The sequence below is a fragment of the Aeromicrobium piscarium genome (assembly GCF_007421815.1).
In the GTDB taxonomy this organism is placed as follows: Bacteria; Actinomycetota; Actinomycetes; order Propionibacteriales; family Nocardioidaceae; genus Aeromicrobium; species Aeromicrobium piscarium.
This window is the reverse complement of sequence record NZ_VLNT01000001.1, coordinates 517147-538463: the sequence shown is the minus strand read 5'-3', so window position 1 is coordinate 538463 and position 21317 is coordinate 517147. Positions and strand designations below refer to the sequence as shown.

Annotated in this window: 18 protein-coding genes, 1 tRNA gene and 1 pseudogene; 2 read left to right on the top strand and 18 right to left on the bottom strand. The window is 68.4% G+C overall.

The features are described 5' to 3' along the window. Positions 1-763: pseudogene (locus FNM00_RS19145) on the bottom strand (transposase family protein); the annotation flags it as partial. A gap of 151 nt (positions 764-914) precedes the next feature. Between FNM00_RS19145 and FNM00_RS02795 the strand changes: the two are divergent. Then, the gene (locus tag FNM00_RS02795) at positions 915-1670 is read left to right on the top strand and encodes a recombinase zinc ribbon domain-containing protein (protein WP_185972937.1); all 756 of its coding nucleotides are present in this window, start codon (positions 915-917) and stop codon (positions 1668-1670) included. Here FNM00_RS02795 and FNM00_RS02790 read toward each other — a convergent pair. From FNM00_RS02790 to FNM00_RS02770, 5 genes are all read right to left on the bottom strand, one after another. Next, positions 1644-1716 (bottom strand) — tRNA-Ala (locus tag FNM00_RS02790). The genes FNM00_RS02795 and FNM00_RS02790 overlap by 27 nt on opposite strands. Before the next feature lie 24 nt (positions 1717-1740). Further along, positions 1741-2658, bottom strand: coding sequence for a divisome protein SepX/GlpR (gene sepX / locus FNM00_RS02785; RefSeq protein ID WP_143911469.1), 918 nt, complete (start codon positions 2656-2658; stop codon positions 1741-1743). A 66-nt stretch (positions 2659-2724) separates the two neighbouring features. Continuing rightward, positions 2725-3321, bottom strand: a complete 597-nt coding sequence (locus tag FNM00_RS02780; RefSeq protein WP_143911468.1) for a GNAT family N-acetyltransferase — start codon at positions 3319-3321, stop codon at positions 2725-2727. Next, positions 3321-4532 carry a molybdotransferase-like divisome protein Glp gene (gene glp / locus FNM00_RS02775; RefSeq protein WP_246065034.1) on the bottom strand — a complete coding sequence of 404 codons (1212 nt, stop codon included), beginning with the start codon at positions 4530-4532 and terminating at the stop codon, positions 3321-3323. The genes FNM00_RS02780 and glp overlap by 1 nt, the downstream gene beginning before the upstream one ends. 115 nt (positions 4533-4647) lie before the next feature. Beyond that, the gene (locus FNM00_RS02770) at positions 4648-5994 is read right to left on the bottom strand and encodes a UTP--glucose-1-phosphate uridylyltransferase (RefSeq protein WP_143911503.1); all 1347 of its coding nucleotides are present in this window, start codon (positions 5992-5994) and stop codon (positions 4648-4650) included. 48 nt (positions 5995-6042) lie between these two features. On the opposite strand from FNM00_RS02770, the gene FNM00_RS02765 reads away from it, so the two are divergent. Then, positions 6043-6624 (top strand): 5-formyltetrahydrofolate cyclo-ligase, encoded by a 582-nt coding sequence (locus FNM00_RS02765; RefSeq protein WP_143911466.1) that lies wholly within the window; start codon positions 6043-6045, stop codon positions 6622-6624. A gap of 122 nt (positions 6625-6746) precedes the next feature. On the opposite strand, the gene FNM00_RS02760 is transcribed toward FNM00_RS02765, so the two are convergent. The 12 genes from FNM00_RS02760 to FNM00_RS02705 form a co-directional block, all read right to left on the bottom strand. After that, the gene (locus FNM00_RS02760) at positions 6747-7958 is read right to left on the bottom strand and encodes a C40 family peptidase (RefSeq protein ID WP_143911465.1); all 1212 of its coding nucleotides are present in this window, start codon (positions 7956-7958) and stop codon (positions 6747-6749) included. A gap of 131 nt (positions 7959-8089) precedes the next feature. Continuing rightward, positions 8090-9781 carry a GMC oxidoreductase gene (locus tag FNM00_RS02755; protein WP_143911464.1) on the bottom strand — a complete coding sequence of 564 codons (1692 nt, stop codon included), beginning with the start codon at positions 9779-9781 and terminating at the stop codon, positions 8090-8092. Next, positions 9778-11340 (bottom strand): succinic semialdehyde dehydrogenase, encoded by a 1563-nt coding sequence (locus tag FNM00_RS02750; protein ID WP_143911463.1) that lies wholly within the window; start codon positions 11338-11340, stop codon positions 9778-9780. The genes FNM00_RS02755 and FNM00_RS02750 overlap by 4 nt, the downstream gene beginning before the upstream one ends. Positions 11341-11566: 226 nt before the next feature. Continuing rightward, positions 11567-12019 carry a GNAT family N-acetyltransferase gene (locus FNM00_RS02745; protein ID WP_143911462.1) on the bottom strand — a complete coding sequence of 151 codons (453 nt, stop codon included), beginning with the start codon at positions 12017-12019 and terminating at the stop codon, positions 11567-11569. A gap of 11 nt (positions 12020-12030) precedes the next feature. Continuing rightward, positions 12031-12237: a LapA family protein gene (locus FNM00_RS02740; RefSeq protein WP_143911461.1), complete on the bottom strand. Its 207-nt coding sequence runs from the start codon at positions 12235-12237 to the stop codon at positions 12031-12033. Positions 12238-12287: 50 nt separating this feature from the next. Continuing rightward, positions 12288-13391: a GuaB3 family IMP dehydrogenase-related protein gene (locus tag FNM00_RS02735; protein ID WP_143911460.1), complete on the bottom strand. Its 1104-nt coding sequence runs from the start codon at positions 13389-13391 to the stop codon at positions 12288-12290. 92 nt (positions 13392-13483) lie between these two features. After that, positions 13484-14416, bottom strand: coding sequence for an ABC transporter permease (locus FNM00_RS02730; RefSeq protein ID WP_205196521.1), 933 nt, complete (start codon positions 14414-14416; stop codon positions 13484-13486). Then, on the bottom strand, positions 14413-15501 hold the full coding sequence (locus FNM00_RS02725; protein WP_143911459.1) for an ABC transporter permease: 1089 nt from the start codon (positions 15499-15501) through the stop codon (positions 14413-14415). The genes FNM00_RS02730 and FNM00_RS02725 overlap by 4 nt, the downstream gene beginning before the upstream one ends. Positions 15502-15580: 79 nt before the next feature. Then, complete coding sequence (locus tag FNM00_RS02720) at positions 15581-17182, bottom strand: ABC transporter ATP-binding protein (protein ID WP_143911458.1); 1602 nt, start codon at positions 17180-17182, stop codon at positions 15581-15583. Continuing rightward, on the bottom strand, positions 17179-18174 hold the full coding sequence (locus FNM00_RS02715) for a BMP family ABC transporter substrate-binding protein (protein WP_143911457.1): 996 nt from the start codon (positions 18172-18174) through the stop codon (positions 17179-17181). The genes FNM00_RS02720 and FNM00_RS02715 overlap by 4 nt, the downstream gene beginning before the upstream one ends. Positions 18175-18511: 337 nt before the next feature. Then, on the bottom strand, positions 18512-20023 hold the full coding sequence (gene guaB / locus FNM00_RS02710) for an IMP dehydrogenase (RefSeq protein ID WP_143911456.1): 1512 nt from the start codon (positions 20021-20023) through the stop codon (positions 18512-18514). Positions 20024-20120: 97 nt separating this feature from the next. Continuing rightward, positions 20121-21311 carry an MFS transporter gene (locus FNM00_RS02705; RefSeq protein ID WP_143911455.1) on the bottom strand — a complete coding sequence of 397 codons (1191 nt, stop codon included), beginning with the start codon at positions 21309-21311 and terminating at the stop codon, positions 20121-20123. Positions 21312-21317: the final 6 nt, after the last annotated feature.

The following is a 21317-nucleotide window of genomic DNA, read 5'->3' as shown; positions in this document are numbered from 1 at the left end:
AAGTCCATGACCCAGGTTCGGTTCGGGGCCTCGGCCGTGAAGTTGCGGTCGAGCAGGTCGCCAGCTCTCTTGCCGTCCTTGCCGGGAATCGTGGTCCGGATCCCCTTGGAGCGTCGAACCCCTTGCAGGGACAGGGTCCTCATCGCCCGGTCCACCGACCCGGGCGACGCTTCCGGGCTGGCGCGACGCACGAGCGCAGTCATCTTGCGACGGCCGTACAGTCCCTCGGGAGTCATCCGACGCACGCCCTCGTGGTCGATCCTCCAGGCCAGGTCTCGGACCTGGTTGGTGACGATGGCGTCGCTGACCGTGCGGGCCGCGACAGGGCGGTCGAGGCGCGCCCAGTCGCGATAAGTCCTCGCGGCGATCTGGCAGCCCTGCTCACGCAGGACCCGGCAGATCGACTCGACCGCGTGGTCCTCGGCCCGCAGCTCGTCGATGAACGCGACGATCATCGATTGCGGGGGTCGAGTTCGGCCGCGAAGAAAATCGAGGCCCTGCGCAGGACCTCGTTGTCCTCCTCGAGTCGGCGGACCTTGGCCTTGAGGTCCTTGATCTCGGCGAGCTCCTCACTGGTGGCTCCCTGGCGCTGGCCGCCGTCGACCTGGGCCTGGACGACCCAGCGACGCACGGTCTCCTTCCCGAGCCCCTCGCGGCGAGCGACGGACTCGGCGGCCGCGGTCAGCGACGAGTACTCCGGCAGGTGCTCCAGCACCTGGCGCACGCACCGCTCCTTGACCTTCTGATCGATCTTCTTCGGCATGGTTCGCATCCTTCCAACTCAAAAGGATGCGGCATCAAACCTGGGGCGCTTCATCCTGTGAAACCCCTACTACATCGGCCTCGTCCCGTATAAGGGCGCGAACCATCCGGGCTCTCACGAGCCGCTGATTGACCTCGCTACTTGGCAGCGTGTGCAGTCGATTCTCGACGTTGCGAAGAAGGCGAGAGCACGCAAGCGCGTCCACGACCACTACCTCAAAGGGTCGCTGTTCTGTGGGGTGTGCGGTTCCAGGTTGCAGCTCGACCTGCCGACGAACAAGCAGGGCATCCAGTACGCCTACTACTCGTGCAGCGGCAGGCGCACCCGCAAGACGAAGTGCACGCGCCGCGCAATCCCCATTGCCGTCGCCGAGCAGCTGGTCGCCGACTGCTACGCCCGCATCAGCATCAACGAGGCCCAGTACGTCGGCCTGACCAAGAAGGTCGAGGCGGCGTTCGACGAGAGATTCGCCGCACGTTCCGACGAGCTGGCCGAACTCGCGGCGAACCGCCGACGGCTCGAAGACGAGTCCGACAAGCTCCTCGCCGCCCACTTCGCCGACGCCATCGACCTACCCACGCTGAAGCGCCACCAGGACCGCATCAGGGCAGGGCTCGCTGACATCGACCGCCGCATCGAGAACGAACACGACCAAGACCAAGGACCCAGACGCCAGATCGCGAAGGCGCTACGGCTCCTGATCGACTGCCAACACCTCTACAAGACCACCGACTCGCACGGGAAACGCCTCGCGAACCAGACCTCACCACCGGCATCGACATCGACGAAGACGAGGAAGCAACCCTCCGCCTCGCGGAGCCCTTCGTCGTCACGACAGGCCAGAACACCCATGTCAGGGGTTCGACTACGTCTGAAATTGTGGAGCATAGGAGATTCGAACTCCTGACCTCTTCGATGCGAACGAAGCGCGCTACCAACTGCGCCAATGCCCCAGTGGCACTGAGCCTACCACTGGCTCAGTGACCGACGGCCCGGCGGGTCTCCGGGTGATCCTGCTCGTCGCGGCGGGTCGGGAACTCGACGTTCTCGCCCTCCACGTGGCCGGAGGTCCAGGCGCCCGCCTGGGTGAAATCGATGGTGCGGACCGTACGGCCGGCGCGCGGCTTGGTCACATAGGTGGGCACCGTCACCGGCAGCGGATCCCAGAGCATCTGGCCGTCGACGCCGACACTCGGCACCGCGATCTCCAGCTGCTCGTCGAGGGCGTCCTCGGTGAGCGGGACGTCCTCCATGACGTGCTTGCGGTCAGGGTCGATGTCGTCGACGTTGACGATGATGGTCGCCTCGTCGTCGGCGCTGTACTCGGGTGCGGATGACGACGTCACCCGGGAGGTGAGCGATCCGACCTTGCCCTTGAGCGCCGCGAAGCGACTCGCTCGCGGTTCGCGCTGCTCGGGCGTCTCGTCGGCGCCCGCCCGCTCCTCGCGGACGCGGGGAGCCCGGGGCTGGGAGATGCCGCGCTCGGCACGCACCATGACCCGGCACAGGATCAGCCACCCTACGATCAACGCCGCGGGCACGGCGATCGCCCACAGCGGCAGATAGCCGAAGCCGGCGACACCGCCGACGACGGCGAGCAGCGCCACGAGCGTCAGCAGCGTGTTGCGGCGACGGCGCGCGGCGATGCGAGCCGCCTCGCGCGTGACGGTGGGAGCAGGACGGTGCGGCGCGCCCGGCGACCGGTGATCGGCAGCGGGCTCGGCGGCGGGGGAAGAAGTGTCGGTCTGGTTCGACGTCACCACACGGCGCATGGGACCCTCCGTATCGAGTGCGGAGTTCTTATTGGCCTCGTCGTAGCGACGCAGGACCAGCGGCACGAAGTACGTCGCCCAGAGGGCGACGACGAACGCGACGATGAGTCCGGAGGAAGCCACGTTGAAACCGTAGGGCTTCAGCGCCCCGGATCGTGGGATCAGCCTGCGTGTGTCGCTGATGAGTTGTCACACGCGGCGTTGATGCCAGCGGCGCAGGACCCCCTCCGGGACATCCTCGGAGGTGAGCTGGAAGAGTACGTGGTCCTGCCAGTCCCCCGCGATGTGCAGGTACCGCGGGGCGATACCGATGCGCTGGAAACCGAGCTTCTCGACGACACGCAGGCTGGCGGCGTTCTCGGGGCGTATCGCGATCTCGACACGATGCAGACCGGCCGGCCCGAGCAGATGGTCCGTCACCAGCGCCACGGCGGTCGGCGTGATGCCGCGACCGGCGTACGAGCGCGCCACCCAGTAGCCGATACTCGACGACTGCGCCGAGCCGCCGGTGATCGCGTTGACCGTCAGCTGGCCCACCATCTGCCCGTCCCAGGTGACCGCGAACGGCATGACCGAACCCTCGCGGGCGCGGCGCCGCAATCCGCTGATCATGGTCGTATAGGAGATCGGCGGCGGGCCCGCGCCGGGCGGGAGGGTCGCTTCCCAGGGCGCCAGCCATTCGAGATTGTCGGCCCGCAACCGCGACCAGGTGGTGGCATCGCGCCGGGCCAGCGGCCGGACCCCGATCTGGCCGTCGCGCAGCGTGACCGGCCAGCCGCGGGCCATCAGAAGGAGCGGTCGAGGACGATGGTGCGCACGGTGTCACCGAGATTGAGCGCCGTCTCGTCCTCGCCCACGACGATGAGCGCGTTCGCCTGGGCCAGATGGCCGATCAGGTGAGCGCCACGGCCCTTGACCGGGGTGACCTTGGCACCACGGTGTGTGACCTCGAAGATCCCGCGCACGTACTCGCGCTGACCCGGCTCCGAGGCGATGTCCTCGGCCAGGACGGCATGGACCTGAGGGCGCCGGTACGGCGTGCGTCCCATCAGACGCCGCAGCGCGGGGAGGGCGAACACCTCGAAGGCGACGAAGGCCGAGACAGGGTCGCCGGGCAACGCGATCAGCGGAGTCTCCTCATCGAGGACCCGCCCGAATCCCTGGTCGTGGCCCGGCTCGAGGGCGACATCGTGGAACTGGACGGTTCCGACATTGCCGAGCACCTGACGCACGACATCGCGGCGTGAATGCCCCAGGCCGCCGGTGGTGATGACCAAGTCGGCACGCACCAGCTGATCGGACAGCACCCGCTGGAACTGGCGCGGATCGTCGCCCACGGCGCCGACCCGGAAGGCGATCGCACCGGCCGCGCGCACCGCGGCGGCGATCATCGAGGAGTTGCCGTCATAGACGGAGTCGTGGCCGAGGTGCTCGCCCGGCTCGCGCAGCTCGCGACCGGTGGAGATGATGACGACACGCGGGCGCGGGCGCGCCTTGATCCGTGAGCGTCCCACGGAGGCCAGGAGGCCGATCTCGCGTGGACCGAGCACCGACCCTTCGGGGAGGACCAGCGTGCCGGCCTGGACGTCCTCGCCCTGGCGCCGGACGTTCTGGCCGGGGGTGGCCGGGCGGGTGAAGCCGACCCGCGCATGGTCCCCCCGCACATGCTCGACCGGGACGACGGCATCCGCCCCATGCGGCAGCGGGGCTCCCGTCATGATCGTGACGCAGGTGCCCGAGCTGATGGCGAAGGGCTTGCCCGATCCCGAGACGATCTCGCCGACGACCGGAAGCTCGACCGGACCGGTCGTGCTGGCCCCCGCGAGATCCTGCGCGGCGACGGCGTAGCCGTCGATATCGGCGGAGTCGTGCCGCGGTAGGTCCAGGTCGCTGACGATCTCCTCGTGCAGCGACAGCCCCAGCGACTCGACGACGGGCTGATCGTAGGCGCCGAGCGGACCGATCCCGCGCAGGATCGTCTCGAGGTGGTCCTCCACCGTGAGGCGTCCTGGGGCGATGCTGTGCGGTCGCGGTCTGGGCGGCAGCCCAGAACCACCAGACGCCGCGGTGGGTGCTCCGCTGGTCGACTCTCCCGCTGTCATGTGTGTCAGCCTAACCCGCGCGCAGGACGGTTCCGGCGGCGACGTTCCGGGACTCGCCCTGCGGCGCCGTGACCGTGACGTCGCCGATGACCGTCGCCGCGCCCTCGAAGCTGACATCACCCTCCACGCGCAGACGCGTCGCACGCACGAGGGAAAGCGGTTCGGGCACGCGCCGCTCGAAGTCCGCGATTCTCGTGAAGTAGTCGCGATCGAGGGACACGAGCGGTGCCGCCGAGCCGGCACGCAGCCGCCCGTCCGCCCCCAGCTCGTAGACATCGGACCTCAGGAGGGCGAGGTCATTGGTGGTCTTGACCGGCAGGAACCGTGAGCGCGGCACCTCGATGGCCGTCGCACCGTCGAAGACCTCGACCGCGGCTCCCATCGCCGACTCGATCTGCACGACCTTGGGCGAGGAGGGATCGGTGGGATCGACCGTCTTCTCATTGCGGATGAGGGGCAGCCCGATCACTCCGCGCCGCTCGTTCAGGACCTCGCGCAGCCGCACCAGGTCGAACCACAGGTTGTTGGTGTGGAAGTACCGGTGTCGCTGCGGGTCGGTGGCGTACTGCTCGTCCTCGGCTGCGGTCTGTGCCGTCTCGCGCAGGACGAGCCGGCCGTCGCGCTTGCGGACCACCAGATGACCGCCCTTCACATCGGCGGGTGTGCGTTCGCACACCTCCGCCGCGTAGGGGGCTCCCGACTGGGCGAACCAGGCCATCATCTGGGGATCGGGGGCGGCACCGAGATTGTCCGAGTTCGAGACCGAGACATAGCGGAATCCCCCGCCGATCAACCGGTCGAGGACGCCCGAGGTCTGCAGCGCCGTGTAGAGGTCGCCGTGGCCGGGCGGACACCACTCGAGGGAGGGGTCGTCGGGCCAGTCGACCGGGGCCAGGGTGTCGACACGGAGCTTGGGCTCGCGGTTCTGCAGGAAGTCCAGCGGCAGATCGCCGTACGCCAGGTCGGGATGGCGCTCGAGGGCTGCCAGCGTGTCGTCGCGGGTGCGGAAGCTGTCCATGAACAGAAGTGGCAGACGGGCGCCGAGATTCTCGCGGACGTAGGTGACCTGTCGCGCGATGATGTCGAGGAAGGTCGCGTCCTCACGGACTCGCAGCAGCGACTTGGCCCGGTCCATGCCCATCGACGTGCCGAGTCCGCCGTTGAGCTTGACGATCGCCGTCACCTGCGCGGCGGCACGGGCCTCCTCGGGGCTGAAGGCGAGGTCGGCGACGGCATCGATATCGCGTAAGGGATCGACATCGGACTCGCGGATCGCGCCGCTGGCCCCGCTCTCGAGCTGAGCGTAGAAGTCCGAGAACACGTCGATCGCCTGCTGGGGGACACCCGCGGTGTGCATCCGCTGCTGCGCTTCGTTGAGTCCACTCACCCGCCATAGGCTAGCGCCATGTCCGGTTCCGCACCCGCGAACAAGCCGATCCTGCGTCGCGAGCTCCTCGCACGCCGTCGCGCACGACCCGCCGCGGAGCGCCGCGCATCGGGTGAGACCCTCGCTCTCCACGCGCTGTCTCAGCTGGCATTGACCCGCGGGCCACGGATCGCCTGCTATCTGCCGATGGCCGAGGAACCGGACACGCTGCCGCTCATCGAGGCACTGCGCGGCCGCGGAGTCGAGGTGATCGTGCCGGTCAGCGAACCGGCCACGCGGATGCTCGACTGGGTCCTGGTCGACGATGAGCCGACCACACTCGGCGCTCACGGAATCGCGGAGCCGTCCGGTGCCCGACTGGGCCCAGGGGCCCTCGCGACGTGTGCCACTGCCTTCGTGCCGGCACTCGCGGTCGATCACGCCGGTCATCGCCTCGGCCGCGGTGCCGGCTACTACGATCGGGCGTTGGAGCACTACCCCGGGCTGACCTGCGCGATCGTCTTCGCCGATGAGCTCGTACCAGCCCTCCCCCACGAACCGCACGACGTCACGGTGAACGTGGCGCTCACTCCCGCGGGCATCTTCCGCCCGGAGGCCTGATCCGCGGCGGCGGTAGCCCAGCAACGTTATCGAGGCCTCGATAAGTTGACCGCCTACCGCCCGGCCGGGTGTGAGGTCGCTGGCCCACCGCTGCCGAGGTGGGACCCTCGCAGCGGCCGGGGTCAGAAGGGGCGGGCGGCGAGCTGCGGCGCGCCCATCCACGTGTCCGAGACGATCTCGACCGGACGGCTGGAGTTGGGCGCGTGGATCATCCGTCCCCCGCCGAGCGAGATCGCCACGTGGTAGATGCCCGACCCGTTGGACCAGAACAGCAGGTCACCGCGCTGGCGCTGGGAGGGGTCGATCTTCCGGAAGGCGTTGTACTGGTCCCCTGCCACCCGAGGCGAGCCCTTTCCAGCGGCTTCGAGAGCCCGCATGACCAGACCCGAGCAGTCGAAGGAGTTCGGGCCCGCGCCGCCCCACTGGTACGGCTTGCCCAACTGGGCCTGCGCGTAGCCGATCATCGCCTCGACCCCAGTCGGGTTCGGCGCCGGCGGCGGAGGTGGCGGCTTGGGCGCCGGCGGAGGGGGAGGCGGCTGGGTGGGCCGCGGGGCCTCGGTGGTCGGCGCGGGCCGGTTCGGCGACGGCGAGGTGTTCTCACCGCCCGATCCTCCGGGCGCTCCCTCAGGGACCGAGGAAGGACCCGAGGAGTCGATGCGCTCGTCGATCCGGTCCTGTCGCGACGTCACCTCGTCGACGCTGAGCTCCTGCAACCGAGCCAGCTCCGCCAGCAGCGTCTCGCGCTCGCCGGTCAACTCACCCTGACGCTGTTCCGCCTCGGCGATCGTGTCCTCGATGAACTGCACGGTCGACCGTTGCGCGGCGAGGGCGTCGTCGCGGCGCTGCTGTGCCCGCTCGGCCTCGTCGAGCACGGTGCGCACGACGGCCTGCTTGGCCTCCAACTGCGAGATCTGGGCGGCCACGGCGTCCTGTGTGCTGGCGAAGGCGCCCGCACGCTCGAGCAGCTCACGAGGCTCGCTCGAGCCGACCATGGAGGAGATGGCCTGGATGCTGTCGTTGCCCTCCAGCTGGCGCAGCGTGAGATCGGCGACGGACGTCCGCTCGGTCTCCAGCTCGGCCTCGGCCTCGGCGATCTGCCCATCCAGCTCGGCGATCTCGGAGTCGGCGCGCTCCGCGGCCACCACGGCGGCGTTGTACTGCTCAGAGGCCGCCGCGGCATTGGCATAGAGACCATTGAGCGCCTGACGGGACTCGACCAGCTCGACCTGGATGGCGGCAACCCGGTCCTCGTCCGGGGCAGCCTGGACAGTCGACATCGAGGCCCCGACAAGGCCGACGACCGACACCACGAGCAGGGGGAAGCGGCGACTCATGGGTCACCACGCTAATCCCCCAGAGCCTCAGGGGGAACACCAGTCACATAATTTTCTTCCGTCACATGCGTGTCGGTACTGGACTTCGCTTGAAAAAGGGCGATCATTCGCGTCCCACCATGGGAGACGTCTCAGCCGACACCCACCACGGGCAGCCGCAATGCGGCCGGCGCGGAGTCCGGCACCACCGGGTTCTTCGGCACGACCGGCTCCACCCGCCGGTAGCGAGCGCCGAGCGCCGGGCGGGGATCCGTCTCGCCCTTGTTCGGCCAGAGGGCCATCGCCCGCTCGGCCTGAGCGGTGATCGTCAGGGACGGATTGACGCCGAGATTGGCACTCACCGCCGAGCCGTCCGCGACGTGAAGCCCGGGGTGGCCGAACACGCGCTGGTACGGGTCGATGACGCCATTGGCCGCCGAGTCCCCGATCGCGCAGCCGCCCATGAAGTGCGCGGTCATCGGCACTCCGACCGGCTCTCCGACCGTGCCGCCGGCGATACCGCCCATGATGTCGGCCATCGTCGTCACCGCCTGATGTCCTTCGGGGATATAGGTCGGGTTCGGCAGCCCGTGGCCCTGGCGCGAGGTGAGCCGGCGACGACCGAACGGTCCCTTCTTGGTGTACGTGGTGATCGAGTTGTCGTAGGCCTGCATGACCAGCGCGATCACGGTCCGCTCCGACCAATGGCGCCAGTCGAAGATCTTGTGCAGGTAAGGAACCATCTTGAGCATGTTGACCGCCCATTCGCGCAGCCGGTGACGGCCGGTGTCGGCGGGTGCCAGGGCCGACTGCACGAGCATCATCGCGTTGGAGCCCTTGCCGTAGCGGACCGGCTCGATGTGCGTGTAGGGATCGGGATGGATCGAGGACGTGATGGCCACACCCTCGGAGTAATCGACCGAGTCGTCCGTGGCGATGGCGCCGAGCAATGCCTCGGAGTTGGTGCGGGTCAGCACCCCGAGGCGACGTGAGAGGCGCGGGAGATCGCCGTTATCGCGCAGCTTGTGGAGCAGCCGCTGAGTGCCTAGAGCGCTGGCGGCGAAGACCACCTGATCGGCCGTGAAGGTGGCACCCTTGCCGAAGCGCTTGTCGGTCGGCTTGGTGCTGATCTCGTAACCGCCCCGGCGCCGGGGACGCACCCGCGTGACCGTGGTCAGCGCGAAGATGCTCGCTCCCGCCTGCTCGGCGAGATAGAGGTAGTTCTTGACGAGGGTGTTCTTGGCATTGTGCCGGCAGCCGGTCATGCACTCGCCGCAGTTGAGGCAGGCATTGCGTCGAGGCCCCGCCCCGCCGAAGTAGGGGTCGTCGAGCGGGGCGCCCGGCTCGGGGCCGAAGGTGACACCCACCGGCGCGTAGTGGAAGGTCCCCTCGACGCCCATGCGACGGGCGGTCTCCTGCATGACCCGGTCGGCCGGCGTCTCCATCGCGTACTCGACGACGCCGAGCATCCGCTTGGCCTGGTCGTAGTACGGCGCGAGCTCGTCCTTCCAGTCGGTGATGTAACCCCAGGCCGGATCGCGGAAGAACGGCTCGAGGGGCTCGTAGAGCGTGTTGGCATACACCAGCGACCCTCCCCCGACGCCAGCGCCGGACAGGATGAGCGAGTCCTTCAGCAGGTCGACGCGCTGGATGCCGTAGCAGCCGATCGCCGGTGCCCAGAGGTAGTCGCGCAGGTGCCAGGAGGTCGTGGCGAACTCGTCGTCGCTGAAGCGCCGGCCCGCCTCGAGCACGGCGACACGGTAGCCCTTCTCGGTCAGCCGCAGAGCCGAGACGCTGCCCCCGAAGCCCGACCCGATGACGATGACGTCGTAATGCTCACTCATGCCTTCCCCGCCTTCTTGAGGAGCCTCAGACCCAGGGTCATGAGCTTGCTGAAGGCGCCGGACCCGATGAACGGCGGGCCTCCGACGGGCATCAGCCGCTGAGCACCGATCGCCTGGCTCTCGGTGAAGCGCAGGAGACCCTCGGCACCCTGACGACGGCCGGTGCCCGACTCGCGCATGCCGCCCATCGGGGCGTCGATGCTGCCGAAGGTCGCGGCGAAGCCCTCGTTGACGTTGACAGTGCCGGCCTTGAGCCGCGCGGCGACCTGTTTGGCGGTCCGCGCCGGCCCCCAGACACTCGCGTTGAGTCCGTAGACACCGGAGTTCGCGAAGGCGACGGCCTCGTCGACGGTGTCATAGGAGTAGAGCGAGACGAGCGGGCCGAAGGTCTCCTCGGCGAAGCATTCGGCCGCCGGAGTGACGCCTTCGAGCACGGTCGGCTCGTAGAACCACGGCCCCAGCTCGGGGCGGGCGCGCCCGCCGACGAGCACAGTGGCGCCCTGCGCGATGGCGTCGTCGACGTGCTTCTCGATCGTCGCGAGCTGCGCCGGGGAGACCAGGGTGCCCATGTCGGCCTCCCAGTCCAGCGCGGTGCCGAAGCTCATCGACTGCACCCGGCGCACCAGAGCGTCGCGGAAGGCCGCGTACTGGCGGCGGTGGACGTAGATCCTCTCGATGGAGACGCACAGCTGCCCGGCCGAGGAGAAGGCGGCGGTGACGGCACCGGCGGCCGCCTTCTCGACATTCGCCCCCGGCAGCACGATCATCGGGTTCTTGCCACCGAGCTCGAGCGAGCAGCCGATGAGTCGCTCGGCGCACTGGCCGGCCACACGCTTGCCCGTGGCCGTGGAGCCGGTGAAGCAGATGTAGTCGGCTCGCTCGATGATCGCGTGTCCCACGACCGAACCCTGACCGCTCACCACCTGCCAGAGCTCGGGCGGGAATCCCGCCTCGCGCAGCAGTTCGATCCCCGCGAGAGCCGTGAGCGGACTCTGGCTGTCGGGCTTGTGCACGACGGCGTTACCGGCCGCGACGGCCGCGAGGCCATCGGAGATGGCCATGGTCAGCGGATAGTTCCACGGGCTGATGACGCCGATGACGCCCTTGGGCTGCTGCACCTGACGCACGGTGGTGAGGCCCGGGTAGACGCCCGAGCGCCGGTGCGGCCCGACGATCTTGGCCAGTCGGCGGCCGTAGTAGCGCGCGGTGAGCGCGAGGTGTGCGATCTCGTCGAAGGCGTGGGCGCGCGACTTGCCGGACTCGAGCTGGATCAGGTCGAGCAGCTCCTCCTGACGGTCCAGGACGAGATCGTGCAGGCGCAGCAGCATCTGCTGGCGGGCCTGCGGCGAGGTACGTGCCCACGTCCGCTGCGCGCGCCGCGCGGCCTCGAAGGCGGCGGCGACGTCATCGACACTGGAGACGGGGACGGTCGCGATCTCGTCACCGGTCAGGGGCGAGACGGTGCGTCGCGTCTCGTCGATGGAGGTGCGGATGAGCGCGGTGAGCTGCCGGACTCGGTCGTCCGACACCGGGGATGCGACCTGGCTGACATCGAGCATGTCGATCAGGATACCGCGAGTATCTCGAATGTGACATGGGTGATGTCACATTCCTGGACGAATTCGTTTCACCGGCAGCGAGACGTGCGCTGTGACGCGGGCTCGCGGGCGGTGAGTTATCCCGCACCTCTCCCCTAGGCGGTGAGCCATCACGCACTTTCGCCGCCGGAGTGCGTGACAGCTCACCGCCATCGCACGGCGATCGCGCGTGCCCCGGCACGAAGGCTCAGATGAGAGACCGGGCCAGGAACAGAGAGCCCGGGACATCCTCATAGCCCGGGAGCGAGCCGATCGGCTGGTAGCCGCGAGACCGGTACAGCGCCACCGCAGCTGTCTGTTGCTCGCCCGTGTGCAGAACCAGACGCCGAACTCCCCGCCGCCTGGCCTCGGTCTCCGTCCGCTCGAGCAGCGAGGCACCCATGCCCTCACCGCGGGCATCGGCGGCGACATACATGCGCTTGAGCTCGAGATCCTCACCCACTCGGCGCAGACTCGCCGTCGCCACCGGCGCCCCCTCACGGTCACCGAGCAGCGTCAGCGCCATCTCACCCGGCCCGACGGGTGCCCCCGGAGGCGCCTCCTCCGCCGGACGGCCATACAGCAGATTCATCTCGACCGACATGAGCGACATGAGCGCCACCACGTCAGGATCGTCATAGGGCATCTCGTGCCATCGCACCGGACCCCCGGTCACGGCTTGCGGCCGGTGCGACGGTTGACGATCACCCCGATCGCCACACCCAACAGCGTCACAGCGGTCAACGTCAGCCACATCGGCGACCTCAGATCCATCCACAAGAACGTGATCTTGGTGTCGTGACGGTTCTGCACGATGAACACCACCGCGACGATCGCCAGGACGATCGCCTGCCACCGATGACGGAGAAAATCTTCCACGGCCGGCCCCTCTCAAACGCATCCGCGATGCGATGGCGCGCCGCTGACCGTCATCCTAGGACGACCTCGACCCGCTGGAACTCCTTCAGCTCCGTGTAGCCGGTCGTCGCCATCGCCCTGCGCAAGGCGCCGATGAGGTTCATCGTGCCGTCCGACACCGACGACGGACCGAACAGCACCTGCTCCAATGACCCGACCGTGCCGATATCGACACGCTCACCACGCGGCAGATCCGGGTGCCACGCCTCAGCACCCCAGTGGAAACCACGTCCCGGCGCCTCATCGGCCCGCGCGAAGGGCGAGCCGATCATGACCGCATCCGCACCACACGCGACCGCCTTCGCGATATCACCGCTGCGCCCGATCGAGCCGTCCGCGATGATGTGCACATAACGGCCCCCGGACTCGTCCAGGTAGTCGCGGCGCGCAGCGGCGACATCGGCGACCGCCGACGCCATCGGGACCGCCACGCCCAGCACCGAGCGAGTGGTGTGCGCCGCTCCCCCGCCGAAACCGACGAGCACACCTGCCGCGCCGGTGCGCATGAGGTGCAGGCCCGCCTGGTAGGTAGCGCACCCGCCGACGATCACCGGCACGTCCAGCTCGTAGATGAAGTTCTTCAGATTCAACGGCTCGGTCTGGCCCGAGACGTGCTCCGCCGACACGGTCGTGCCGCGGATGACGAAGAGGTCCACACCCGCGCTGACGACGGTCTCGGCGAACTGCTTGGTGCGCTGAGGCGACAACGCCCCCGCGACCGTCACGCCCGCATCGCGGACCTGCTGCAGCCGCGCAGCGATCAGCTCGGCCTTGATCGGCTCACGGTAGATCTCCTGCAGCCGCTGAGTGGCGCTGGCCGGGTCGATCGTCGCGATCTCCTCCAGCAGCCGCTCGGGATTCTCATAGCGCGTCCACAGACCCTCCAGGTCGAGGACGCCGAGACCGCCCATGCGGCCGAGGGCGATCGCCGTGTCCGGGCTCATGACCGAGTCCATCGGAGCGGCCATCACCGGCAGGTCGAAGCGATAGGCATCGATCTGCCAATGCGTCGATACCTCCTCGGGATCACGCGTGCGCCGCGACGGGACTATCGCGATGTCGTCGAAGTGATATCCCTGCCGCCCGCGCTTGGCCATCCCGATATCGATGCTCATGTGGTTCAGCCTAGTGGTCCACGTAGTTCATCTGACAACCTCGTGCGCCCGGCGGCCATCGGGCCACCGGGCGCACGGGCACCGTCAGCGGATCATCCGGCCAGGCGGCTCTCCCGGTCGTAGTTCTGACCGAGGAAACGCGGCTGGCGCGCCCACCGGAAGGCGAACATCATGACCACGAGGGTCGCGACATACGGCAGCATCAGCACGAACTGGTGGGGAATGCCGACCCCGGCCACCTGGGCCCGCAATGCCAGCACTTCCATGCCGGCGAAGAAGGCCGCACCGGCGAGGATGTACTGAGGACGCCAACCGCCGAGGAAGGCGAGCGCGATGACGAGCCAGCCGCGACCGGCCACCATACCCTCGGTGAACGTGCCGGTGTAGACCATCGGCAGGTAGGCCCCCGCCACGCCGACGAGCGCCGCGCCCAGCACCGAGGCGACGATCCGCGTGCGGGCGACGTTCACGCCCAGGCTGTCGGCCGACCGCGGATTCTCGCCGCAGGCGCGGAACCGCAAGCCCGCATTCGTCCGGTACATGAACCAGAACAGCAGCCCGGACAGCACGAAGGCCGTGTACACCAGCAGGTCGTGGTCGAAGAACATCTCCCCCAGGTACGGGATCTTCGACAGCAGCGGGATGGGATAGGACTCCAGCGTCGGGATCAGCGGCGGCTCCAGCGTGGTGCCGACGGCCACCCGGTACAGCAGGCTCGCCAACCCCAGCGCCGCGAAGTACAACGCGAGGCCGACGATGAACTGGTCGAGTCGCCAGTTCGTCGTCATGACGCCGAGGATCAGGCCGAACAGGCCCGCCACGGCCGCCGCGACGAACACTCCCACCGCGTTGCTGCCTACCGAGTAGCTCACCAGGAAGCCCACGGCCGCGCCGAGGACCATGAGGCCCTCCTGGCTGACATTGAAGACACCGGCCCGGCCGCTCAACACGGTCCCCTGCGCCGCCAACACGAACGGCACCATCGCCGGAAGCACCAGCGCCACGAACTCCGCGATCTCGTTCATCGCACTCGCCTCTCGAAACGCCGACGCACCACATCGGACAGCAACAGGAACAGCAGGATCAGGGCCTGCACGATCAGCACCAGCTCGACCGGCACCTGGGCGGTGCGCTGCATGGAGCTCGCGCCGACCTCCAGCACCGCGATACCGAATGCGACGACCGGGATCGCCGCCATCGAACCGCGGGCCATCAGCCCGACGATGATGCCCAGGATGAGGAAGTTCGACTGCATCCCCTCGAGCATCTTGCCGTGGACACCGGCCACCTCGATGGCACCGGCGAGACCGCCGATGCCGCCGCCGACGACGATGCCGAGGCCGGCGAGCCGCGACGTCCGCAGCCCGTGCACGAGCGAGGCGCGGGGATTGGCTCCCACCGCCCGCATCTCGAAGCCGGACGGCGTGCGACGCACCCACAGCCAGACCGCCACGCACACCACGAGCGTCAGGACCACACCTAGGTGGATCGGGGGCGGTCCCCCGATACCCGGCAGGCGAGCGCCGTCACCGACCGGCACGGTCGCGGGGTGACCCGCGCCGGCGTCCGGCCACACGTGGGAGGCGACATAGTCGATCAGCTGGAACGAGACGAAGTTCAACAGCACGGTGCTGAGGATCTCGTTGACCCCGAACTTCACCATCAGCACCGCCGCGATGCCGGCCCAGACCGCTCCGGCAAGGACACCGGCGATCAGGACCATCGGCAAGAGCAGGAGCAGCGGCAGATCCGACAACAGGATGCCCATCGCGACGCCGCCGGTCGCACCGACGAGAAGCTGGCCCTCGGCACCGATGTTGAACTTGCCCGTCGCCAGCGGGATCGCGAAGGCATAGGCGCACAGGACGATCGGCACCCACTTGTGCAGCGTCTCCACCATGCCGAAGGAGGTCGAGAAGGACGTGGTGAGGATGGACTCGATCGCTCGCACCGGGTCGTAGCCGAGGGCGACGATGATGATCGCCCCCACCACGAACGCGGCCAGGACCGAGAAGACGTAGCTGCCGGCCATCCACAGCAGACCGTTCGCCTTCTTCTCCGCCGGCACGGGAGCCGGCGAAGGAGTCGGTTCGGTCGTCTGGACACTCATGCCGCCACCGCCTGGAAAACAGACACGATAGGCCGATGCCGGCATGAGGAGGTGTTCATGGTTCGCTCGCTTCGCTCACTCATCGTTCCACTCCCACTCCGGCCATGCTCTGACCCACAGCCACCTGGTCGACGGCGCCCCGCGCCCACTCGCCGACGAATTCACCGTTGTAGATCGTCACGAGGCGGTCCGACAGCGCGACCAACTCGTCGAGATCCTCCGACAGCAACAACACCGAACAGCCGGCGGCGGTCGCCGCGTGGACCTGCTCGTAGACGAACTGCGTCGACCGCAGATCCAGCCCCCGGGTGGGGTTGTGCAGGATCAGCAAGCTCGGCTCGTGGGCGAACGCCCGCGCCAAGATGACGCGCTGGATATTGCCACCGGACAGATCACCGGCCAGCGCATTCGGACCGTTGGCCCGGATCGAGTAGGTCGCGATGGCCTCGGCGGCCTTCTGCCGGGCTTCCTTCCAGTCGATCAGGCCGGCCCGCCGGATATCGGAGGACCGCTGTGAGCCCAGGACCAGGTTCTCGGCGACCGTCATCGTCGGCAGCACGCCGTCACCGTCGCGGTCCTCGGGAACATAGGCCACCTTGGCGGCCAACCACTCGCGTGTCGGGCGACCGACGAGATCGGTGCCCCGGATCCACACGTGTCCCGTCTCCGGCTGGCGGACCCCGGCGATGGCCTCGGCGAACTCCACCTGACCGTTGCCGGCGACACCGGCGACACCGAGGATCTCGCCGCGGCCCATCGACAGCGACAGACCGCGCACCGCCTCGACGCCGTGATCGTTGCGGACCCGCAGTCCCTCGACCCGGACCGCCCCGCTGTCGACCGGATCGGGACGGAGCGGCTCCGCCGACTCGACCACCTCGGCGACGTCCTCGACATCCTCGACCACGCCGGTCGCGATGACCGCCGCCTCCGGGACGCCGTCGTCGAGATCGCGGCCGACCATGATGCCCGCGAGGGCCTCGGCATCGGTCTCCTCACGTCGCACGGTGGCGATCCGCTGACCATCGCGCATGACCGTCATCCGGTCGCACGCCGCCATCGTCTCGCGGATCTTGTGGGTGATGAGGATGACGCTGAGTCCCTCGTCGACCATGGTCCGCATCGAGCCGAACAGCTCGTCGACCTCACCGGGTGTGAGGTTGGTGGTCGGCTCGTCGAGGATGAGGGTGCCGACGCCGCGGTAGAGCGCCTTGAGGATCTCGACACGCTGGCGCACGCCGACCGGCAGATCCTCCACGATCGCGTCGGGATCGACGTGCAGGCCGAAGCGGCTGCTCAACTCGGCCACCTGCTCCCGCGGATCGGACAGGTCCAGCCGCCACGCCGGCCCGGGCAGCTTGGTGCCCAGGACGATGTTCTCGGTGACGGTGTAGCTGTCGATCTGCAGGAAGCTCTGGTGCACCATGCCGACGCCGGCGTCGATCGCATCCTTCGGCGAGGCGATGGACACCTCCGTCCCGTCGATCGCGATGCTGCCGGCATCCGCGCGATAGAGGCCGTACAGCACGTTCATCAAGGTCGTCTTGCCCGCGCCGTTACCGCCGAGGAGGCCGTGGATCTCTCGGGGAGCGACCTCCAGCTCCGCGTGATCGAGAGCGCGTACCGGCCCGAACTCCTTGACGATCCCGCGCATGGCGAGTCGTGGAGCGGACTGGCTCATTTGGGCTCCGTCTGGTCGAGCTCGACGGTGATCGATCCGTCCTTGATGCCCTCGACGGCCTCCTCGACGGCGGTCCGCACCTCGGCGGGAACCGCGTCGCTGACCTCGACGCTCGCGCCCTTGCCGAAGCCCATCTGGTAGTAGCCGGACCGCTCGCCGGACTCGATCGACTCGAGGATCTCGGTCAGCGGCTGCTCGAAGTCGTAGAGGACGGTGGCCGCGTAGTGGTCGGGACCGTTCTTGGACTTGTCCGTGTACTTGACCGTCAGCCAGGCTTCCCCGGCCGGCTTCTGCGTGACGGCCTTGAAGGCGCCGACGACGCCCAGGTTGAGCGAGGTGACGATGACATCGTTACCGCCGGACAGCAGCTGCGTGGTGAGCTGCTGCGCCTTGACCGTCTCGTTGAAGTCGCCTGACCAGACCGGGTTCAGGGTGACGTCCTTGCCGCTGTCGGCGATGGCCTGCTCGACGGCGTGCACCTCCGAGTAGGAGAAGGGCAGCGAGAGGCCGCCGAGGTAGCCGACCTGGCCGCTCGAGGAGAGGTTCGCGGCGAGGGTCCCGATCGGGTAGAAGACGGTGTGGAAGTTGCGGTCGATGACCCAGACATTCTCGGGCTGGTTCTCGGGCTCGCCGTCGAACTCCGCGATGAACGTGACATCGGGGTTCTGCTCGGCGATCTTGGCGGTCGCGTCGTAGAACTGCGATCCGTGGGTCCACACGACGGAGAAGCCGTCGGCGACGTACTCGTTCAGGACACGCTCGATATCGGGGACGGGAACGCTCTCGGAGTGACCGGTGCGGGCTCCGTCGGCCTCAGCCGCCTCCAGAGCCTTCAGCCCGAGGGCGTTGTAGTCGGCATCGGTCGTCGGGCCAGAGAAGATCCCGGCGACACTCACCTCGTCTCCGCCGCCGGACTCTCCCCCGCACGCTGCGACGAGAGTCATCGCTGCCGCCGCTGCCGTCACACTCACCACTCGGGTCCACCGGAACATGGACGCTCCTCTCGATCAGGGCCAGGTCGATATGACCTACGCCGCAAGGTGTGATCATTGGAGCGCCTGGTGACCGAGGCGGTCATGGTGCGTTACTGCCAAAAACTCAGGAAACTTTCAGGCAGGTTTCGCATCCGGCGGGGAAGTTCGACTTTTTCCCTGGCATCGCGGGCGATGAAAGCGCCGCGATCGTCTTTCAATCGGAGGATTTACGCCGCTTCATGACGTGATACCGAGCACGTAGATTTCACTGCCGTTTCGGTGATGTCGCCCAGGTAACGGGGTCCGGGCGAAGGCCTCCACCGCCTCGGGCGGCGAGCGCCTGAGTGGCGAGAGTTCAGAGAACGGTGTAGTTCGGAGCCTCGACGGTCATCTGGATGTCGTGCGGGTGCGATTCCTTCAGACCAGCCGCGGTGATCCGCACGAAGCGCCCCTTCTCCTGAAGCTCGGGGACCGTACGCGAGCCGACGTAGAACATCGACTGATGCAGTCCGCCGACGAGCTGGTGGGCGACCGTCGAGAGCGGGCCCCGATAGGCGACCCGGCCCTCGATGCCCTCGGGCACGATCTTGTCGTCGCTCGTGACATCGGCCTGGAAGTAACGGTCCTTGGAGTAGGACTTCTTGCCACGCGAGGCCATCGCGCCGACCGAGCCCATCCCACGGTAGGCCTTGTACTGCTTGCCGTTGACGAAGATCAGCTCACCGGGGCTCTCCTCGCAGCCGGCGAGCAACGAGCCCACCATGACCGAGTCGGCACCGGCGACGAGTGCCTTGGCGATATCGCCGGAGTACTGGAGTCCACCGTCGGCGACGAGCGGGACGCCTGCCGGCTTGGTGGCCAGCGACGCCTCGTAGACGGCCGAGACCTGCGGGACGCCGACGCCGGCGACGACGCGAGTCGTGCAGATCGAACCGGGACCGACTCCGACCTTGACGGCGTCGACGCCCGCGTCCACGAGCGCCTGAGCACCGGCACGCGTCGCGATATTGCCGCCGACGATCTGGACGCCGTCGAAGGCGGGATCGGCCTTGAGCCGGCGCACCATGTCCAGCAGCGCACTCGCATGGCCGTGAGCGGTGTCGACGACGAGCAGGTCCACACCGGCCTCCATGAGACGGCCGGCCCGGTCGTAAGAGTCGCCGAAGAAGCCGACCGCGGCGCCGACCAGCAGACGCCCCTCGCTGTCCTTGGTGGCGAGCGGGAACTGCTCGGACTTGACGAAGTCCTTGACGGTGATGAGCCCGGCGAGGCGGCCGTCGGCGTCGACGATCGGAAGACGCTCGCGCTTGTGCGCGCGCAGCAGCTCGGCGGCGTCCTCACGGCTGATGCCGACCGGACCGGTGATGAGCGGCATCGGGGTCATGATCTCGCCGACCGTCCGCTGCGGCCATTCCGCGACCGGCACGAAGCGCAGATCGCGGTTGGTGATGATGCCGAGCAGGGTGTTGTCGGTATCGACGACCGGGAGGCCCGAGACGCGGTACTGTCCGCAGATCTCGTCGAGTTCCTCGAGCGTGGCCTTCGGGTTGGTGGTGACCGGATTGGGGATCATGCCGGTCTGGGTGCGCTTGACGAGGTCGACCTGGTAGGCCTGATCCTCGATCGAGAGATTGCGGTGCAGGATGCCGATGCCGCCCTCCCGGGCCATGGCGATCGCCATCCGGGACTCGGTGACGGTGTCCATCGCGCTCGACAGCAGCGGGATGCGCAGGGTGATCTCGCGCGTCAGCCGCGCGGTGGTGTCGACATCGCTGGGGATGACATCGGTCTCGCCCGGCAACAGCAGCACATCGTCGTAGGTGAGCCCCAGGCTCGCGAACTTGTCCGGGATACCGACCTCGCTCATGCCGTCACCCCCGCCTGGACCGAGATTTGCTGGGCATTCGTCAACCGCACACGGTCTCGATTGACGACGATGGAGCAAATCTGGGTTCTGCGCTCGCTCATGAACCAAGTCTACGGCCCGCGACCACCGCGACACACCCGGCTGCCAGGGCTGTGAGCGCGAGCACAGCCCACGCGGTCGCAGGCCACCCGCCGCCGCTCCAGGCGAGGCCGAGCGCGGCACCGAGCACACTCGATCCGGCGTAGTAGCCCGAGACGTACAGGCCGCTGGCCGCCGGCCCCAGGCCGCGTGCGACCACCGGCATCCAACCGCTCGCGACCGCGTGCGCCGCGAAGAATCCCGCCGTCAACACGACGAGTCCGAGCACGATCAGCCACAGCCGGTCGGCGAGAGTCACCACGATGCCGACACCCATCAGCGCGAGAGAGATGAGGATGCTGACCGGTCGGCCGAAACGGTCGGCAGCACGGCCCGCCACCACGGATGCCGCGGTTCCGGCGAGATAGGCCAGGAAGACCAGTCCGACGAGCCCCGGCGACAACGAGAAGGGCGGCTCCACGAGCCGGTACGTCAGGAAGTTGTAGAGACCCACGAATCCGCCCATGAGCAGGAAGGGGATCGCCGCGAGCGCCCACACCTCGACACGCAGCCAGGCCCGCGGATCGGGTCGCACACGGTCGGCCTGTTCCCGGCGCGGCACCTGATCGCTCGAGGGGAGCAGGATCATGAAGGCGAACGCAGCCGCGCCCGCTGCCGCGCCGAGGACCGCGTCGGCCACCCGCCAGCTCGCGAACTCCGACACCCCGGAAGTGACGAGACGTCCGAGCACGCCGCCGAGCGAGTTGCCCGCGACGTAGAGTCCCATCGCCTGCCCGAGGCCCGCCGGGTGCACCTCGGCACCGACATGGCCCATCGCCACCCCCACGACTCCGGCCAGCGCCAGTCCCAGGACCACCCGGGCCCCGAGCAGGAGCTCGAAGGTCGGCATCGCGGTGCTGGCCAGCTGGGCGGCCACCGCCACGACCAGACCGATACGCATCACGGCGACCCGCCCGATGCGCTGGCCCAGCCAGGTCGCGACGACGACGGTGACGGCGAGCCCGCCGGTGCCCGCCGAGACCGTGAGCGCGGCAGCGGTCGCCGAGACATCGAAGGTCCCGCCGATCTGGGGAAGCAGCGGCTGGGTGCTGTAGAGCATCCCGAAGCCCGCGATACCCGCCATGAGCATGGCCCAGTTGAGCCGCCGGTACCCCGCCGTTCCGGGCCGGTGACCTTCCTGTGCGCTCACCCGGGC

Excerpts from the sequence above, each read along its gene's own strand:
- FNM00_RS02780 (WP_143911468.1), bottom strand. The coding sequence starts at position 3,321 with ATGGCCCGCGGCTGGCCGGTCACGCTGCGCGACGGCCAGATCGGGGTC.
- FNM00_RS02770 (WP_143911503.1), bottom strand. The coding sequence starts at position 5,994 with ATGCACACCGCGGGTGTCCCCCAGCAGGCGATCGACGTGTTCTCGGAC.
- FNM00_RS02765 (WP_143911466.1), top strand. The coding sequence starts at position 6,043 with ATGTCCGGTTCCGCACCCGCGAACAAGCCGATCCTGCGTCGCGAGCTC.
- FNM00_RS02760 (WP_143911465.1), bottom strand. The coding sequence starts at position 7,958 with ATGAGTCGCCGCTTCCCCCTGCTCGTGGTGTCGGTCGTCGGCCTTGTC.
- FNM00_RS02755 (WP_143911464.1), bottom strand. The coding sequence starts at position 9,781 with ATGAGTGAGCATTACGACGTCATCGTCATCGGGTCGGGCTTCGGGGGC.
- FNM00_RS02750 (WP_143911463.1), bottom strand. The coding sequence starts at position 11,340 with ATGCTCGATGTCAGCCAGGTCGCATCCCCGGTGTCGGACGACCGAGTC.
- FNM00_RS02735 (WP_143911460.1), bottom strand. The coding sequence starts at position 13,391 with ATGAGCATCGATATCGGGATGGCCAAGCGCGGGCGGCAGGGATATCAC.
- FNM00_RS02730 (WP_205196521.1), bottom strand. The coding sequence starts at position 14,416 with ATGAACGAGATCGCGGAGTTCGTGGCGCTGGTGCTTCCGGCGATGGTG.
- FNM00_RS02725 (WP_143911459.1), bottom strand. The coding sequence starts at position 15,501 with ATGAGTGTCCAGACGACCGAACCGACTCCTTCGCCGGCTCCCGTGCCG.
- FNM00_RS02720 (WP_143911458.1), bottom strand. The coding sequence starts at position 17,182 with ATGAGCCAGTCCGCTCCACGACTCGCCATGCGCGGGATCGTCAAGGAG.
- FNM00_RS02715 (WP_143911457.1), bottom strand. The coding sequence starts at position 18,174 with ATGTTCCGGTGGACCCGAGTGGTGAGTGTGACGGCAGCGGCGGCAGCG.
- guaB (WP_143911456.1), bottom strand. The coding sequence starts at position 20,023 with ATGAGCGAGGTCGGTATCCCGGACAAGTTCGCGAGCCTGGGGCTCACC.